Source organism: Kitasatospora sp. NPDC018058, assembly GCF_044327205.1.
In the GTDB taxonomy this organism is placed as follows: Bacteria; Actinomycetota; Actinomycetes; order Streptomycetales; family Streptomycetaceae; genus Kitasatospora.
In genome coordinates this window covers 31,618-47,550 of sequence record NZ_JBIRFA010000001.1, presented here as the reverse complement: position 1 = coordinate 47,550, position 15,933 = coordinate 31,618, and the positions used below count along the sequence as shown (strand labels likewise).

General features: G+C 73.1%; 14 protein-coding genes and 1 tRNA gene. 4 read left to right on the top strand and 11 right to left on the bottom strand.

Features of this window, described 5'->3' with window-relative positions; all coding sequences use genetic code 11:
* Positions 1–64 precede the first annotated feature (64 nt).
* From ACH4E7_RS00230 to ACH4E7_RS00220, 3 genes are all read left to right on the top strand, one after another.
* Positions 65–1,387 carry a VWA domain-containing protein gene (locus tag ACH4E7_RS00230; protein ID WP_396246750.1) on the top strand — a complete coding sequence of 441 codons (1,323 nt, stop codon included), beginning with the start codon at positions 65–67 and terminating at the stop codon, positions 1,385–1,387.
* Between the two features lie 2 nt (positions 1,388–1,389).
* Positions 1,390–2,253, top strand: coding sequence for a peptidase (locus ACH4E7_RS00225; RefSeq protein WP_396246749.1), 864 nt, complete (start codon positions 1,390–1,392; stop codon positions 2,251–2,253).
* 64 nt (positions 2,254–2,317) lie between these two features.
* Positions 2,318–2,758, top strand: a complete 441-nt coding sequence (locus tag ACH4E7_RS00220; protein ID WP_396246748.1) for a universal stress protein — start codon at positions 2,318–2,320, stop codon at positions 2,756–2,758.
* A gap of 9 nt (positions 2,759–2,767) precedes the next feature.
* On the opposite strand, the gene ACH4E7_RS00215 is transcribed toward ACH4E7_RS00220, so the two are convergent.
* The 10 genes from ACH4E7_RS00215 to ACH4E7_RS00170 all read right to left on the bottom strand — a co-directional run bounded on the left by ACH4E7_RS00215 (position 2,768) and on the right by ACH4E7_RS00170 (position 12,332).
* The gene (locus tag ACH4E7_RS00215) at positions 2,768–4,384 is read right to left on the bottom strand and encodes a DUF2079 domain-containing protein (protein ID WP_396246747.1); all 1,617 of its coding nucleotides are present in this window, start codon (positions 4,382–4,384) and stop codon (positions 2,768–2,770) included.
* A 15-nt stretch (positions 4,385–4,399) separates the two neighbouring features.
* Positions 4,400–5,626: a glycosyltransferase 87 family protein gene (locus tag ACH4E7_RS00210; RefSeq protein ID WP_396246746.1), complete on the bottom strand. Its 1,227-nt coding sequence runs from the start codon at positions 5,624–5,626 to the stop codon at positions 4,400–4,402.
* A gap of 323 nt (positions 5,627–5,949) precedes the next feature.
* A tRNA-Ala gene (locus ACH4E7_RS00205) sits at positions 5,950–6,023 on the bottom strand.
* Positions 6,024–6,093: 70 nt separating this feature from the next.
* Positions 6,094–7,095 carry a hypothetical protein gene (locus tag ACH4E7_RS00200; protein WP_396246745.1) on the bottom strand — a complete coding sequence of 334 codons (1,002 nt, stop codon included), beginning with the start codon at positions 7,093–7,095 and terminating at the stop codon, positions 6,094–6,096.
* A gap of 149 nt (positions 7,096–7,244) precedes the next feature.
* Positions 7,245–7,853: a GNAT family N-acetyltransferase gene (locus ACH4E7_RS00195; protein WP_396246744.1), complete on the bottom strand. Its 609-nt coding sequence runs from the start codon at positions 7,851–7,853 to the stop codon at positions 7,245–7,247.
* Between the two features lie 14 nt (positions 7,854–7,867).
* Positions 7,868–8,371 carry a molybdenum cofactor biosynthesis protein B gene (locus ACH4E7_RS00190; protein WP_396246743.1) on the bottom strand — a complete coding sequence of 168 codons (504 nt, stop codon included), beginning with the start codon at positions 8,369–8,371 and terminating at the stop codon, positions 7,868–7,870.
* Positions 8,368–8,808, bottom strand: coding sequence for a cyclic pyranopterin monophosphate synthase MoaC (gene moaC / locus ACH4E7_RS00185; RefSeq protein ID WP_396247126.1), 441 nt, complete (start codon positions 8,806–8,808; stop codon positions 8,368–8,370). The genes ACH4E7_RS00190 and moaC overlap by 4 nt, the downstream gene beginning before the upstream one ends.
* Before the next feature lie 282 nt (positions 8,809–9,090).
* Positions 9,091–10,428, bottom strand: coding sequence for a gephyrin-like molybdotransferase Glp (gene glp, locus ACH4E7_RS00180; RefSeq protein WP_396246742.1), 1,338 nt, complete (start codon positions 10,426–10,428; stop codon positions 9,091–9,093).
* A 26-nt stretch (positions 10,429–10,454) separates the two neighbouring features.
* Positions 10,455–11,372 carry a UTP--glucose-1-phosphate uridylyltransferase GalU gene (galU, locus tag ACH4E7_RS00175; protein WP_396246741.1) on the bottom strand — a complete coding sequence of 306 codons (918 nt, stop codon included), beginning with the start codon at positions 11,370–11,372 and terminating at the stop codon, positions 10,455–10,457.
* A 51-nt stretch (positions 11,373–11,423) separates the two neighbouring features.
* A complete protein-coding gene (locus ACH4E7_RS00170) occupies positions 11,424–12,332 on the bottom strand; it encodes a GGDEF domain-containing protein (RefSeq protein ID WP_396246740.1) in 909 nt (302 codons plus the stop codon).
* Between the two features lie 62 nt (positions 12,333–12,394).
* Between ACH4E7_RS00170 and ACH4E7_RS00165 the strand changes: the two genes are divergently transcribed.
* Complete coding sequence (locus ACH4E7_RS00165; RefSeq protein WP_396246739.1) at positions 12,395–12,970, top strand: 5-formyltetrahydrofolate cyclo-ligase; 576 nt, start codon at positions 12,395–12,397, stop codon at positions 12,968–12,970.
* A gap of 78 nt (positions 12,971–13,048) precedes the next feature.
* Here ACH4E7_RS00165 and ACH4E7_RS00160 read toward each other — a convergent pair whose 3' ends face one another.
* Positions 13,049–15,769, bottom strand: coding sequence for a penicillin acylase family protein (locus ACH4E7_RS00160; RefSeq protein ID WP_396246738.1), 2,721 nt, complete (start codon positions 15,767–15,769; stop codon positions 13,049–13,051).
* Positions 15,770–15,933 lie beyond the last annotated feature (164 nt).

Genomic DNA, 15,933 nt, shown 5'->3' with positions numbered 1-15,933 from the left:
CGGGCAAGTGCACCGTCCGGTCTCGTTTGGCCTTGACGAACTGATGATCCCTAGGATCTGGCGCGTGACTACCGGACGACGACCGAAGACCAGGCTCGGCAGCCTGCTGGCCGCCCTGGCGATAACGGGCGCCTCGCTGCTCCTCGGCCTGCCCGCCCACGCCGACGAACCATCAGCCGGCGCCCCATCCGCGCCCAAGGAGGCCCCCAGGGTCGATCTCATCCTGGATGTCAGCGGATCCATGACCGCCACCGACATCCAGGGCAAGAGCCGCATCTCGGTGGCCCAGCAGTCCCTGAACGAGGTGATCGACGCTCTTCCCGCGGAGACCGAGTTCGGCATCCGCACCCTCGGCGCCACCTACCCCGGCAACGACAAGAACCTCGGCTGCCAGGACACCAAGGTGCTCTTCCCGGTCGGCAAGACCAACAAGGTCGAGGCCAAGACCGCGGTCGCCACCCTGCGCCCCACCGGCTGGACCCCGATGGGCCTGGCCCTGCGCGGCGCGGCCCAGGACCTCGGCAAGGGCGACGCCACCCGCCGGATCGTCCTGATCACCGACGGCGAGGACACCTGCACTCCGCCCGACCCGTGCGACGTGGCCCGCGAACTCGCCTCCCAGGGCATCCACCTGGTGGTCGACACCCTCGGCCTGGCGCACGACGACAAGACCCGCCAGCAGCTGCTCTGCATCGCCAACGCCACCGGCGGCACCTACACCGACGTCCGCACCCCGCAACAGCTCACCGACAAGGTGAAGCAGCTGGTCGACCGCTCCAACGACACCTACACCGTCAACCCGGTCAAGACCTCCGGCACCGACAAGTGCGAGAGCGCCCCGGTGCTCGCCCCCGGCGTCTACAGCGACCGCGAGAAGTTCTCCGAGCACCGCGTCTACAAGGTCCCGGTCAAGGCCGGCCAGGAACTGCGCGCCTCGGTCAGCGTGTCGCTCGACCGCGCGGTGAACCGGGACTACGGCGTCCTGCTGCAGGCCACCAGCGCCGCCGGCCAGGAACTCGTCCGCGGCACCGACGCCGGTAGCAGCCGCACCGACGTGATCTCCACCGGCCTGCGCTGGTCCACCGACGACTCCAAGGGCTACGTCACGGCGAGCCCGACCTCCTCGGCCAAGGACAAACCGGACACCAATGTCTGCCTGGTCGTCAGCAACTCGCTGGCGCCGCAGTCCGGTGTCCAGGCCGACCCCGGCATGCCGCTGGAGCTGACCGTGGACCTGGCGTCCGCCTCGCCCGCCCCCGAGGGCGCCGCGATGGGCCTCGGCCGCGGCTGGATCCTCCTGCTCACCCTCACCCTGGCCGGCCTGGCCTTCGGCCTGGTCTTCGGCTGGATCGCACGCTGGCGCATCGCCGTCTGGCGGGAGAACTGACCATGCGTACGAAGATCCGCGGCGCCCTCGCCGCCCTCACCCTGCTGCCCGCCCTCGCGCTGGGCGCCCCGGCCGCCTCCGCCGCGCCGTCGCCCTCGGCGAGCGCGAGCGGCACCCCGGCCCCGGCCACCAAGGCCGGGACCTCCTTCCTGACCGCGGTCAACCTCTCCCCCGGCCAGGACGCCAACGTCGCCGCCTCCACCGGCGACTACCTGTACTGGGCGTTCGGCGCCTCCGAGGGCCAGACCCCGACGGTCAACCTGACCGTCAGCCTGGCCCCGGCGACCGACCGGCACGGCCCGCAGACCTGGACCGTCGAGGTCTTCGACGGGCTGCGCCGCCGCCAGGCCTGCACCGCCGGCACCCAGAACGCCACCGGCGACCAGAACACCACCACCCTGGCGCTCGACTGCACCCTGCGCGAGGTCCGCACCTGGGCCGAGCCGTGGTCCGGCGACCCGCTGCCCGGCACCTACTACGTCCGGCTCTCGGTCACCGACGCCCCGCAGCCCGACCTCGGCCTGGCCGCCAACGCCCAGCTGCACGTCAGCTCCAAGGGCAACGCGGACAACGCCCAGCCGGAGGGCGGCGAGCTGAAGGCCCCGCTGGTCCCGCCGGTCGGCGGCGGCGCGAGCACCGCCAAGGCGGCGGCCCCGGTGGCCCAGAAGGAGCACTGGTACACCGGCTGGTTCTCCGGCTGGAACAGCCGCTGGTACTGGACCATCGGCGGCGGCTTCCTGGCCGCGCTGGCCGGCGTCCTCGGCTACAACCTGACCCGACACCCGCGCGGCCGGCGCCCCGGCCACTACGGCGCCGTCCCGCCCCAGGGCTCGCACCAGCACGGCTCCTACGCCGACCGCCCGTAACGACGGCGAGGGCCGGCCGGAGACCGTTCCGGCCGGCCCTCGGCAGGTCTGCGACCATGAAGGCATGCAGCCGCACGGCCGGATCGTGGTCGGTGTGGACGGCTCCGCGCCCGCCCGCGCGGCCGTCCGCTGGGCGGCCCGCCTGGCCGGTCTCACCGGCGGCCCGCTGGAGGCGGTGGCCGTCTGGGACTTCCCCTGCCTCTACGGCGAGCACGGCCTCGTCCCGCCCGCCCTGGACGGCTTCGGGCCCGAGCGGCGCGCCGCCGCCATCCTCGCCGAGACGGCCGGACTCGCCGAGACCGCCGCCGACCTCGCCGTCCCGCTCCGCCGCCACCTCAAGGCCGGGCCGCCCGGACCCGCCCTGGTCGCCGCCGCGACCGGCGCCGCCCTGCTGGTCCTCGGCAACCGCGGCCACTCCACCCCGCCGGACACCCCGCTCGGCACCGTCGCCCAGTACTGCCTGCACCACGCGCCCTGCCCGGTGGTCATCGTCCGGGCTACCTGAGCGCAGCCGTCAGCCCTTGAACAGGTTGTGCCCCACGTCGGACGGCACCTCGTCCTGGACCGGCTTGCTGCCCGGCCCGGGCACGTGCTCGCCGGGCACCGGCTCGCCGCCCTCCCGGTGCAGCAGCACCACCCCGTCCTCGGCCCAGAGCTGCCGGTAGCCGTGCGCCAGCAGCAGCTGGATCCGGTCGGCCTGCTCCTTGTCCGTCTTGAACGGGAAGGACCGCTTGTCCGAGCGGGTGAGCACGTACTCGCGCCCCCGCGGCGTCCCGTCCACCAGCACCACGTCCGCCCGGGCGGTCAGCCGCGGCGCGATCTGGTTGTCCGCCTCCACCGAGGCCCCGTCCGGGATCAGCGCGGCGGCCCGGACCAGCGCCGCCTCGCTCGCCTTGGGCTCCCAGGAGGACGGCACCGCGAGCTGCAGCAGCCCGATCGGTACGGCCGTCACCAGTGCCACCCCGACCGTGCCCAGGCCCAGCAGCCGGGCCCGCCGACGGGTGGGCTCGGGCCGCTCGACGCTGCTCAGCCGGCCCAGCACCTCGATCGCGGCGGTCAGCAGGATCGGCCAGAGCATCGAGTCGTAGTGCCGGGCGATCGACCAGTGGTTGGGGTTGCTGGAGAGGATCCGCTCGGCCAGCAGCGGCAGCGCGCACAGCGCGGTGGCGGAGCGCAGCGGCAGCAGGAACATGGTGCCGAACAGCCAGAGCAGCAGCAGCGGCTTGAGCGGCTGGTCGAAGGCGGTCTGCACCAGCAGGAACGGGTTGTGCAGCAGGTGCTTGAGCGCGTCGCCGCCGTCGGCGCCGAGCGCCGCGTAGTTCCAGTAGTAGCCCGGCTCCCCGCCCATCGCCGGGATCAGCCACGTGATCGCCACCGCCGCGGCGAGCGGCCCGCCCAGCAGCAGCCCGAGCCCGGTGAATCGGCCGGCGCGGTCCCCGGTACGGCGGGTGCGCAGCAGCACCAGGCCGTACGCGCCGACCATGAGGCCCATGTCCTCCTTGGTGCAGCACAGCAGCACCGTGGCGAGCACCACCGCGACGTACCGGCGGGCCAGGCCGCGCTCCAGCATCAGCAGGGTGAGCGGGACGGCGAACGCCACCTCGTGGAAGCCGACCCGGGCGGCGACCAGCAGCGGCCAGCCGAGCGCGTAGACCAGCCCGGCCAGGTCGGCCGCCCGCCGGGCGGTGCGCGGCTCGGCGGCGGCGAAGCAGTGCGCGGCGATCCGCCGGATCAGCGGCACCCCGAGCGCGAACAGCAGCGCCTGCCCGATGATCAGCGAGCGCGGGTCGTCCCAGATCCAGTAGAGCGGCGCGAGCAGTGCCAGTACCGGGGAGAAGTGGTCGCCCAACAGGGAGAACCCGGGCGGGAACTCGTGGTGGTAGCTCTTCAGCGTCGAGACCGGCAGCCCGAAGTGGGCGTATCCGCGCACCCCCTGGTCGAAGATGCCGAGGTCGAAGCCGCCGAGCGAGACGGAGGCCCAGCCCTGCAGGCCGATGGCGCACGCCGCCGCGAAGCAGAGCACGCCGAGCAGCACGGTACGGCGGGCCGACGAGCCCAGGGCGGCGGCCGCCCGGCGGGCGACGGGTACGGCGGCCCGCGGCGGCGACGGGGTTGCGGTCTGGGTGGTCACGTCGACTCTGATCCGTCAGGTCCGATTGGTCAGGGCGGGGTCACGGTCGGGCTCGGTGCCCGGGACAGGCCCCAGCAGCGCCCAGGCGCCGGCCGAGGCGTCGACGGCCGCGCGCCGGGCGCGGTAGAGCCGCAGTCCGACGACGGCCAGCACGGCGATGCCGAGCGGTGGGTAGACCGAGCCGGGCAGTTGCCAGTACCAGGCGACCCCGCGGCCCCAGCGGTGCGGGACGGTCCACATGACGTGGGAGAGGAACACCAGCAGCGTCACGGCCAGCAGCGCCTGCCGGGCCCGGGTCCGGGCCTCCACCACGAGCAGGGCGATCAGCGGGATGCACCAGACCCAGTGGTGGGTCCAGCTGATCGGGGAGACCAGCAGCGCGGTGAAGGCCGCGCAGACGGCGCCCCAGGCGTCGGCCCGGCGCAGCACCCGGGCGGAGCGCCCGGCCAGCACCGCCACCCCGAGCCCGAGCGCGCCGACCAGCGCGGAGGCGATCACCCCGACCAGGCCGGGGTCGTTGACGTCGAGCAGCCGGCAGACGGCCCCGCGCAGCGACTGGTTGTCCACCAGGACGGTGACGCCGACCCGGCTCGGGTCCCAGAGGTAGGTGCTCCAGAACCCGTACGAGGCGTCCGGCAGCGCGATCCAGCCGATCAGGCCGGCGCCCAGGAAGGTGCCGATCGAGACCAGGCCGGCCCGGACCCGGCCGGTCAGGAACAGGTAGACGGCGAACAGACCCGGGGTGATCTTGATGGCGGTGGCGAGCCCGATGCCCACGCCCTTGAACCGGCTGCGGTCCGAGCGGGTCAGGTCCCACAGCACCAGGCAGAGGATGCCGAGGTTGACCTGGCCGTACTGGAAGGTGGTGTACACCGGCTCCAGCCAGACGCCGAGGCCGGCCGCGAGGATCACGGCGGCCGGGCGGGTGCGCCGGGGCCAGCCGGCCAGCCGGAGGGAGAGGTGGACGGCCAGGGAGAGCAGCGCGTAGTTGAGGAGCATCACCAGGACGCGCAGGGTGCTCACGTCGAACCAGGTGCTCGGGACGAACAGCATTGCGGCGAACGGCGGGTAGGTGGCCGGCAGGTCCCAGCCGGGCAGCCGCATCGCGTACAGGTCCTGGCCGTTCACCACGGCCTGGCCCTCGGCCCGGTAGACCAGCATGTCGACCATGGTCGCCCCGTGCAGGTGCCGCACCAGGACGAACGCCGCCAGCGACACCGCCGCCACGCAGGCCGCCGCCACCGTCCAGGAATTCGGTCTTCCGGTCGCCGGGCCGCCGGGCCCCTCCGGGTCCGCTTCTCGCGTCCACCGTTTCAGACCGAACTCGCGCACCGCGATGGCACCCCGTTGAGATAGACCAGATCGTTCCCTCGTCAGCGTCTGGGCCCAACCACCATAACCGACCCCTCTGAGACCCAAACGGCGTCAGATTCCGCCCCGGGAAGGCCTTGTGACCTCCATCACCGCCGGTGCTCGGATCGGTTCCGGAACCGCAAAACGCGAAATCCCGCCGGGAGTTGACTCCCGGCGGGATTTGGTGGACCGACCGGAGTCGATCCGTTGGGTGGAGCTGAGGGGATTCGAACCCCTGACCCCCTCGATGCGAACGAGGTGCGCTACCGGACTGCGCCACAGCCCCAACGAGAAGAAACTCTAGCACCTTTCGGAGGGGGTCCGTGACCACCCTCCTGGTCGGAGGGTGGTCACGGTCATTCGTTGGCCGCGCGGGGGCGGGTCTCCGGGGCCGGGGCCTCGGCGTACTGGTCGAACAGCGGGGTGTTGCGGGACTCGGTCGGGCGTCCGGCGGTCCAGGTGCCCGGGGCCGACAGGTCGAGGCCGCGAGAAACCCGGGGGGCGACCGGCGCGGTGACATAGGTCGGCAGCGGGACGGGCACCGGCTCCCAGGAGTCCGGGCCGGCCGCACCGCGCTCGCGCATGCCGTCGACCCACTCCTCGTGCTCGGTCGCCTCGGCCACCGCGGAGGCGGACACCGAGACGGTGGCCTCCTCGGGATCGGCGGCCAGCCGCAGGTGCGGGCGGCGGCCGGGCGGCTGCTCGGCGGGCGCGGCCGGGTCCGGCTCCGCGTCGACGGGGGCCTCGGCCGGGGCGCGCCCCGCCTCCGGGGCCTCGGCCCGCTGCTGCTCGCGCCGCCGCAGCTGCTCGGCCGCCTGGGCGGCCCGGGTGCGGTCCAGCTTCACCTCGTACCGCTGGCGCTCCAGCTTGCGCAGGTGGCCGATGTAGAGGGTGAGGAGGGCCGCCGGAATCGCCGGGACCCAGAGGAAGGCCAGTCCGGCCACCGCCGCGACCACGGCGCCGAGCGCGAAGGCGAGGAAGAGGGCGGTGACCATCCGGCGCCGACGGGCCAGCAGCAGCGCCCGGCGCTCGGCACCGGCCGACCGCGCGGGCGCCGGGCGTTCGACCGGGCGCTCCGCGGGGGGTTCGGGCTCCCGCGCGGCGGGATCGTCGGAGGCGGCCTCGTCCCTTGCGGGAGGGCCGTCGTTGCTCTGCTCGTCGTCACGCGGTTCGTCGCCCAGGGCCCGGGCTGCTCGCCGCTCCAGCGCCGAACGCCCGGCCAGCAGGCGGATGGCGGTGCTGAAGCGTTCCGTCGGGCGCGCCTCGTTGAGTTCGTCCTGCCTGCGGAGCCACATCGGCACCAGATAGGCGGCCCAGGCCCCTACGATGACGGCGTAGATAAGGCCGCTACTGCTCACGATTCACACCGTACGGGCGCAGGGAAGGCCTGGCAGCAATTTGGCGCGGCGTGTCGTGTGATCAAGCTGATTCTCCGACTATTTTGCCGCCATTTGTGACGGTCCGCCACCGCGTCGATGCCATATCGATATTTCTTTCGAACATATATTCAATTACCTGGATCGCGCCCGGAGCTGAGCGCCCGCCAACGTTCCAGCATCCCCTCCGGGACCTCCTCGGCGGTCAGGGCGTAGACCAAGTGGTCCCGCCAGTCGCCGTCGATGTGGAGATAGCGCGGGCGGATTCCCTCCGAGCGGAAGCCCAGCTTTTCCACCACCCGTCGGCTCGGGCCGTTCTCCGGGCGGATGCAGACCTCGATCCGGTGCAGCCCGAGTGTGTGGAAGCAGTAGTTCACCGAAAGCGCCACGGCGGTCGGCATGATGCCCCGGCCGGCCACCGCCTCGTCGATCCAGTACCCGACGTTGGCCGAGCACATCGAACCCCAGGTGATCCCGCCGACGGTCAACTGCCCCACCAGCTGGCCCTTGTAGAGCACCACGAAGGGCAGCATCCGGCCGGCCGAGGCCTCGTGGCGCAGGAAGCGGACCATCTGCCGGTACGTCGGGCGGGGCCCGGCGGCCTGGCCCGCCGGGCCGGGCGGCACGGTGGCCTCCCACCGCCGCAGCCAGTCCCGGTTGCGGCGGCTCACCTCCTGCCACTCGCGCTGGTCACGGGCCCGGATCGGGCGCAGCGTGACCTCCCCCTCGTGGAGATCCACCGGCCAGCCGGCGTTCAGTGCGCTCTCCCGGAAGCCGGTGCGTCGGGCCGGGGGTGGTCTCCGCCCCCGAGTTGGTCGACGGCATGGGCGAGCAGCGGCTCCAGGACGGCCAGACCGTCCTTGACGCCGCCGGTCGAGCCCGGCAGGTTGACGATCAGGGTACGTCCGGCGAGTCCGGCGAGCCCGCGGGAGAGCGCCGCGGTCGGCACCTTGTCGCGGCCGTGGGCCCGGATGGCCTCGGCGATGCCGGGGATCCGGCGGTCGATCACCCGGGCGGTCATCTCGGGGGTGAGGTCCATCGGCGAGATGCCGGTGCCGCCGGTGGTCAGCACCACGTCGTACCCGGCGGCGACGGCCTCGCGCAGGACGGCCTCCACCGGCTCGCCGTCCGGGACGACCCGGGGGCCGTCGGCGGTGAAGCCCATCGCGGTCAGGCCGGCCACCAGCAGCGGGCCGCCCTTGTCCTCGTAGACCCCGGCCGAGGCCCGGTTGGAAACGGTCACGGCAAGGGCCTTCACGCGTCCACCTCCGGCGCGAACCAGTCGCCGCTCTTGCCGCCGGTCTTGCCGAGCACCCGGACGGACTCGATGCTGGCGCCCTTGTCCACCGCCTTGACCATGTCGATCACGGTCAGCGCGGCCACCGTCACCGAGGTCAGCGCCTCCATCTCGACGCCGGTGCGGTCGGCCGTCTTCACGGTCGCGGTGATCTCGACCGCGTCGTCCGCGACGGCGAGGTCGACCTTGACCCCGGAGACCGCGATCGGGTGGCAGAGCGGGATCAGGTCCGGGGTCTTCTTGGCGCCCATGATCCCGGCGATCCGGGCCACCGCGAGGGCGTCACCCTTGGGCACGCCCTCGCCGCGCAGCAGCTCGACCACCTTCGGGGAGACCCTGACCCGCCCGGCCGCCACGGCGGTGCGCACCGTGGTGGCCTTCTCGGAGACGTCGACCATCCGGGCCGCGCCCTGCTCGTCGACGTGGGTGAGGCGGTCGCCGGGGCTCGGTGTCGTCACGGGTAACTCCAGGGGCGCGCAGGTCGAATACCGCGCTACCGTACCCCTCCCCCGACCTCGGGGTGGCAGCCACTCGCCCGCTCGCCTCCGGGGCGCGCGCCGACCCGGTGCCGACGGTCGGCGCTCCGGCGCTCTCCCCCCGGCCTTCGGCCGGGGGGACCCCCACCTCGCTGGTCGCTTCTCCCTTTCGCTACCGGCGCGCCCCTTCGGCTCGGGGCGGCCTCAGGAGTGCAGCAACACCACGTCGACCTCGCTGCCGGCGGGCAGTTCGGTGACGTCCTCGGGGACGGTGATCAGGCAGTCGGCCTTGGCCAGCGCGCCGACCAGGTGCGAGCCGGCGCCGCCCACCGGCTCGACGGTGCCGTCCGCCGCCGAGTAGCGGCCGCGCAGGAACTGCCGGCGGCCGGCCGGGGAGCGCAGCGCGGTCGGACAGAGCGCGCGCACCACCGGGCGGTGGACGTCGGCGGAGCCGAGCATGGTGCGGATGACCGGGCGGACGAAGAGTTCGAAGGAGATGTAGGCGCTCACCGGGTTGCCGGGCAGGGCGAGCAGCGGCACCCCGGCCGCGCCGCCGATCCGGCCGAAGCCCTGCGGCTTGCCGGGCTGCATCCGCAGCTTGCGGAACTCGACGCCGCCATAGGAGTCGAAGACCTCCTTGACCACGTCGTACGCGCCGACGCTGACCCCGCCGCTGGTGACGATCAGGTCGGCCCGGCCGAGCTGGTCCTCCAGGACGGCGCGCAGCCGGTCGGCCTCGTCCGGGACGGCGCCGACCCGGTAGGCGATGGCGCCGGCCTCCTGGGCGGCCGCGGTGAGGGTGAAGCTGTTGGAGTCGGCGATCTGCCCGGGCCCGACCGGCTCGCCGGGCTGGACCAGCTCGCTGCCGGTGGAGAGCACCACCACCCGGGGGCGCGGGCGGACCTTCACGGCGGCCCGACCGATCGCGGCGAGCAGGCCGATCTGGGTGGGGCCGAGCCGGGTGCCGGCCTCCAGGACGGTGGTGCCGGCCGCGACGTCGCTGCCGCGGCGGCGGATGTGCGCGCCCTCGGCGACCGGGCGCAGCACCCGGACCTCCTCGTCGGCGACCGCTGCGGTCATCGCCGCGGCGGCCACTCCGGTGCCGGTGCCGCCGTCGGTCCACTCGACCGGGGCGACGGCCTGGGCGCCGGGCGGCACGGGGGCGCCGGTCATGATCCGGGCGGCCTGGCCGGGGCCGACCTTGGGCAGTTCGCCCGCGCCGGCCGCGATGTCGCCGACCACCGGGAGCACCGACGGGTAGGTGTCGGTGGCGCCCTCGGTGTCGGCGGTGCGGACGGCGTAGCCGTCCATCGAGCTGTTGTCGAAGGGCGGCAGGTCGCCGTCCGCGACCACGTCCTCCTCCAGCCGGCAGCCCTGGGCGTCGAGCAGCGGGAGCTCGATCGCCGGCAGCGGGCCGACCGCGGCGAGCACGTCGGCGAGGTGCTCGTCCACGCTCCAGAGGCGAGGAGCCGCCGGTGCCCGGTCCGCGGACCCGTCGCAGCAGGCTGCGGGGGTGGTGCTGTGCTCCGTGGACCGGGTCATCGGCGGCTCGCTCTCTGTCGTGGTGATCAGTCCTGCAGCTCGGAGCCGACGAACTCCCGCAGCCAGGATCGGAACTCCGGGCCCAGGTCCTCGCGCTCGGCGGCCAGACGGACGATAGCGCGCAGGTAGTCGGCGCGGTCGCCGGTGTCGTAGCGGCGGCCCTTGAAGAGCACGCCGTGCACCTGGCCGCCGTCTGCAGCGTCGCGGGTGGTCAGCTCGCGCAGGGCGTCGGTGAGCTGGATCTCGCCGCCGCGGCCGGGCGGGGTCTCGCGCAGCACGTCGAAGACCAGCGGGTCGAGGACGTAGCGGCCGATGACGGCGTAGTTGGAGGGGGCCTCGCCCGGCTCGGGCTTCTCGACCAGGTCGGTCACCTGGAAGACGTCGTCGCCGAAGCCGTTGGCCTTGACGGCGGCGCAGCCGTACAGGTGGATCTGGGAGGGGTCGACCTCCATGAGGGCGACGACCGAGCCGCCGAGCTCCTGCTGGACCTCGATCATCCGGGCGAGCAGCGGGTCGCGCGGGTCGATCAGGTCGTCGCCGAGCAGGACGGCGAAGGGCTGGCCGGCGACGTGCTGCTCGGCGACCGAGACGGCGTGGCCGAGGCCCTTGGGGTCGCCCTGGCGGACGTAGTGCATGTTGGCCAGCTCGACGGACTCGCGGACCCGGCGCAGGCGGTCCTCGTCGCCCTTGCGGACGAGCAGCTCCTCCAGCTCGTAGGCGCGGTCGAAGTGGTCCTCCAGCGCGCGCTTGTTGCGGCCGGTGACCATCAGTATGTCGGACAGGCCGGCCGCGGCGGCCTCCTCCACGACGTACTGGATCGCCGGCTTGTCGACGACGGGCAGCATCTCCTTCGGGGTGGCCTTGGTCGCCGGGAGGAAGCGGGTGCCCAGTCCGGCCGCGGGTACCACGGCCTTGGTTACCGGAATACGGGGGGTCGTCGTCATGCGTTTACCTTACTCAGGCACGTTTTCGCCCGGCCGAGCGCCGTCGGACGGCTAGGACAGCGCGTCACGGGGCACGGCCACGGTGGCAGGCGTATGGGAAGCGACCGGCTGGGCAAGAGGGTCCCCTCCGGTACAGGCGGACACACTACCCGCCTTTCCCGAACGGTCACGTTCGGCAGTCGCCGCCCCGTCCGTACCGGAAGCGGCCTGCTCACCGCGCCCGCCCGAGCGCTGCCCGGGGGCCGGGGCGGCCCGCCAGCAGTCGCCGCCGGCCGCCCGGGCCTCGGCCAGTGCCGCGTCGGCGGCCCGCAGCAGGACGGCGGCGTGGGTGCCGTCCTCGGGGAGCACCGCGATGCCGGCCGCGGCGGTGAGTCCGTTGCCGTGGGCCGGGCGGGGCGCCCGGGTGCCGGAGGACCAGTCCAGCAGCAGGTGGCGGCGGACCGACCAGACCAGCCGCTCGGCGACCTGGGCCGCGCCCTCGGCGCCGGTGTCCGGCAGCACCACCAGGAACTCCTCGCCGCTGTAGCGACCGAGGGTGTCGGCCCGGCGGATCTCCATCGCGAGCCGCTGGGCGAGGTCGCGCAGTATCGCGTTGCCGCGGGCCCGGCCGTGCTCGGCGATGACCGCGTCGAAGCCGGCGATCTCCAGCAGCAGCACGGCCAGCGGGCGCGGGCCGTCGGCCTGCTCGGCGTGCTCGGCGCGGCGGGCCCGCTCGATCTCCCGGTCCAGGGTGAGCTGCAGGTGGCGGTAGTTCCACACGCCGGTGAGCGGGTCGCAGGAGGCGGTGCGTTCCAGCTCGGCGCAGCGCCCCTCCAGTTCGGCGACCCGCGCCCGCAACCGCTCCCGGCCCCCGGCGGCCTCGGCCCGCTCCCGGCGCACGCGCAGCCCGAGCACGGTGGCGCCGGCCAGCGCGGGGGCACTCAGCGCGGCCAGGACCTGGACCAGCAGCGGGGTGGACAATCGGGGCGCCCTTTCGCGTGTCAGGCTCTGCGCGTCGACGGTCTGGAGACGTGGAGGATCCGATGCACAACGAGAAGACCGACCTGAGGACACGGCTGTTGAGGCGGCGCCGCGCACTCTCGGCCGAGGGGCGGGCGGAGGCGGCGGACGCGTTGGCCGGACACGCCTGGGAACTGGCCGCGGCGGGCGCCACGGTGGCCGCGTACGTCTCGGTGGGCGCGGAGCCCGGGACCAGGCCGCTGCTGGACGCACTGCGCGAGGACGGAGTGCGGGTCCTGCTGCCGGTGCTGCTTCCCGACAACGACCTGGACTGGGCCGAGTACACGGGGCCCGAGGCGCTCGCCCCGGCCGGGCGCGGGCTGCTGGAGCCGGTCGGGCCGCGGCTGGGGCCGGAGGCGGTGACGACCGCCTCGCTGGTGCTGCTGCCGGGCCTGGCGGTGGACCGCGGCGGGCTGCGGCTGGGCCGGGGCGGCGGCAGCTACGACCGGGTGCTGGCCCGGCTGGAGCGGGCCGGGGCGCAGCCGGTGCTGGCGGTGCTGCTGTACGAGCACGAGCTGCTGGAACGGGTGCCGACCGAGTCGCACGACCGGCCGGTGGACCTGGCGGTCACGCCGTCGGGGGTGCGGACCTTCGGGTGAGCCGCCGGCGGCCCCCGGGACGCGGGCGGCCCCGCTCCCTCCGGAAGGGAGCGGGGCCGCCCGCGCGTCGTACCGGCGTCAGCCGGTGGTGAGCACCAGCTTGTGCTTGGTCGCCTTCTCCACGGCGTCCGGGGTGAAGGCCCAGGTCAGCAGCTTGCCGTTGAGCCAGAGGTCGGTCTGGTCGTTGTAGTTCTGGTGGAAGGCGTGGCCGGAGGCGCCGCCGACGTTGACCCAGCGCGAGGAGTCCAGGTCGTTCAGGTCGACCACCATGCGCATCGACGGGATCCAGTCGACCTGGTAGCCGGCCGCCGCGTTCCAGCCCGCCGCGTCGACCGCCGCCGAGCCGCCGGAGAGGCGGTACGGGCCGCGGTTGAGCAACTTGTGGACGGCGCCGGAGGCGATCGAGGAGTTGTCGGTGCCCAGGGTCTGCTCGCGCAGCTCCAGCTTGTGCAGGCGGCCCCAGCTCCAGGTGGAGATGTCCTTGCCGAGCAGCGAGGTCAGGTCCTGCCGGGCGTTCTTCATCGCCTCCTTGAGCAGGTTGTCCAGGCCCTTCTGCTCCTTGTGCTGGGAGTCGATGTACGTCCACCACGAGCTGTCGGGCTTGTCCAGCTGGGCCCGGACCACCTCGGTCCAGCGGTCGCCGCCGTCCGGCTGGGCCTTGCCCGGGTCGCGGGTGCCGCACTCGGTGACGATCTTGCTGGAACTGTCCGGCTTGGTCGGGTCGTCCTGCTGGCGCACCAGCAGGCAGTTGTCCTTGGCCCGGATGTCGGCCGGGAACTTCTGGCCGAAGGCGAGGCTGAGCAGGTTGCGCCAGACGCCGTTGTAGTAGGCGGCGGCGGCCGAGTCGGCGTCCTGGTGGAAGTTCCAGTCCTTCAGCAGGTCCTGGGCCTCACGCACGTACGGGTCGTCGATCTGCTGCTTGAGCAGCAGCGGGACCAGCGTCTTGGCCATGATGCTGGTGTTGTCCAGCTGCAGGGTCTGCATGTCGTCCGGCGAGATCTTGCCGTTGTTCTTGAGCAGGCCCTCGATCTGGTCGGTGATCTCCTTGGCCCGGGTGCCGTACTCCCAGTCCTTGGTGAGGTTGTACTTGTAGCCCTGGTCCACCACGGCCTGGTTGGCGGTGACGATGTAGCCCGCGGACGGGTTGAGGCTCCACGGCAGCGCGGTGAAGGGGACCGGGTCCGCCTTCCACTGGTACGAGGAGTCCCAGCCGGGGGCCGGCATGGAGCCGTCGCCCTTGCCGCGGACCGGGATGACGCCCGGGGCCTGGTAGCCGATGTTCTTGGCATCGGCGTAGATCAGGTTCTGCGCGGGGACGGCGAAGTCCTTGGCGGCGCCGCGGAACTCGTCCCAGTTGCGGGCCTTGTCCAGCTCGAAGACGGCGTCCATGGTCTTGCCGGGGCTGAGCGCCGTCCACTGCAGGGCGACGCCGTAGCCGCCGGTGCCGCGGTCGGGGGCGGAGGTGCCGTTGGGGGCGTACTTGCCGACGTTCTGCTGCTCGGTGCTCTGGTCGGAGATCAGCGGGGCGCCGGTCCGGGTGGTGCGGACGGTGATGGTGCGGTCCTCGCCGCCGGCGACCTTGATGGTCTCCTTGCGGAGGTCGAACTTCTCGTCCTTGCCGTCCACCTGGTAGGTGTCCGGGCCGGTCACCTTCTCCAGGTAGAGGTCGGTGACGTCGGCGCCGAGGTTGGTGAAGCCCCAGGCGACGTCCTTGTTGTGGCCGATCACCACGCCGGGCATGCCGGCGAAGGTGAAGCCGGAGACGTCGAACTGGCAGGCCGCCGACGCGGTCCGGCAGTGCAGGCCCATCTGGTACCAGACCGAGGGCAGGCCGGGGCCGAGGTGCGGGTCGTTGGCCAGCAGCGGCTTGCCGGTGGTGGTGTGCGAGCCGGCGACCACCCAGGAGTTGGAGCCGATGCCCTGGCCGGGGCGGCCGAGCAGCTGCGGCATCGCGTCGATCCGGTCGGTGAGGCCCTGCATCAGCGCCTTGGTCGTGGCCGCGCCCTGGGTGGTGGCGGCGCCGGGGGCCCCGCCGGACGGCGCCGAGCCGTCGGCCGGGCGGTAGGTGTCGCCGGCCACCGTGCCGGTCTTCACGATGGTGCCGTTGCGGGAGTACGGGTACTCCGGGTACAGCTCGGCGATCTTGTCCGGGCCGAAGTCCTGGGCCAGCAGCGAGCGGTCGATCTCCTCCTGGAGGTTCCCGGAGAGGTTCCAGGCCATCGCCTTGAGCCAGGCCACCGAGTCGACCGGGGTCCACTGCTCGGGCTTGTAGCCGCTGTTGACGGCGCCGAGCAGGGCGTACTCCAGCGAGGCCTTCTCACCGCCGGGGTGCTCGGCCAGCCAGGCGTTCACGCCGTCCGAGTAGGCCTGCAGGTACTTCTTGGTCTCGGGCGACAGCTTGGTGTCGAACTCCTTCTGCGCCACCTGTCGCCAGCCCATGGTGCGGATGAAGGAGTCGGTGTCGACCTGGCCGTCGCCGAACATCTCGGACAGCCGGCCGGCCGTGATGTGACGGCGGACGTCCATCTCCCAGAAGCGGTCCTGCGCCTGGACGTATCCCTGGGCGCGGAACAGGTCCTCGGCGGTGTCGGCGTACAGCTGCGGGATGCCGTTGGCGTCGCGCTTGACGTCGACCGGCGCGCTGAGGCCCGCCACCTTGACGCTGCCGTCCACCTCCGGGAAGGACGCACGGACCGCGGTGACCCCGCGGTAGCCGCCGTAGCCGACGCCGGCCACCAGCAGCACGACCAGCACGATCACGATCAGACGGGCGCGCCGGAACTTCTTCGAGCGGGGCATCTGGGTCCTTGCGGTCCTGACTTCGGGGCGGGCGGGCGTGTCCAGGGCCTGGGGCCGTGACAGGGCACCACATTAGGCCGAGTCGGCGGAGCGCTGTGAATGGGGGACCAAACTAAAGATATGGCAAAATGTTAGACTGAGTAACGATCCGCAACAGGAGCATT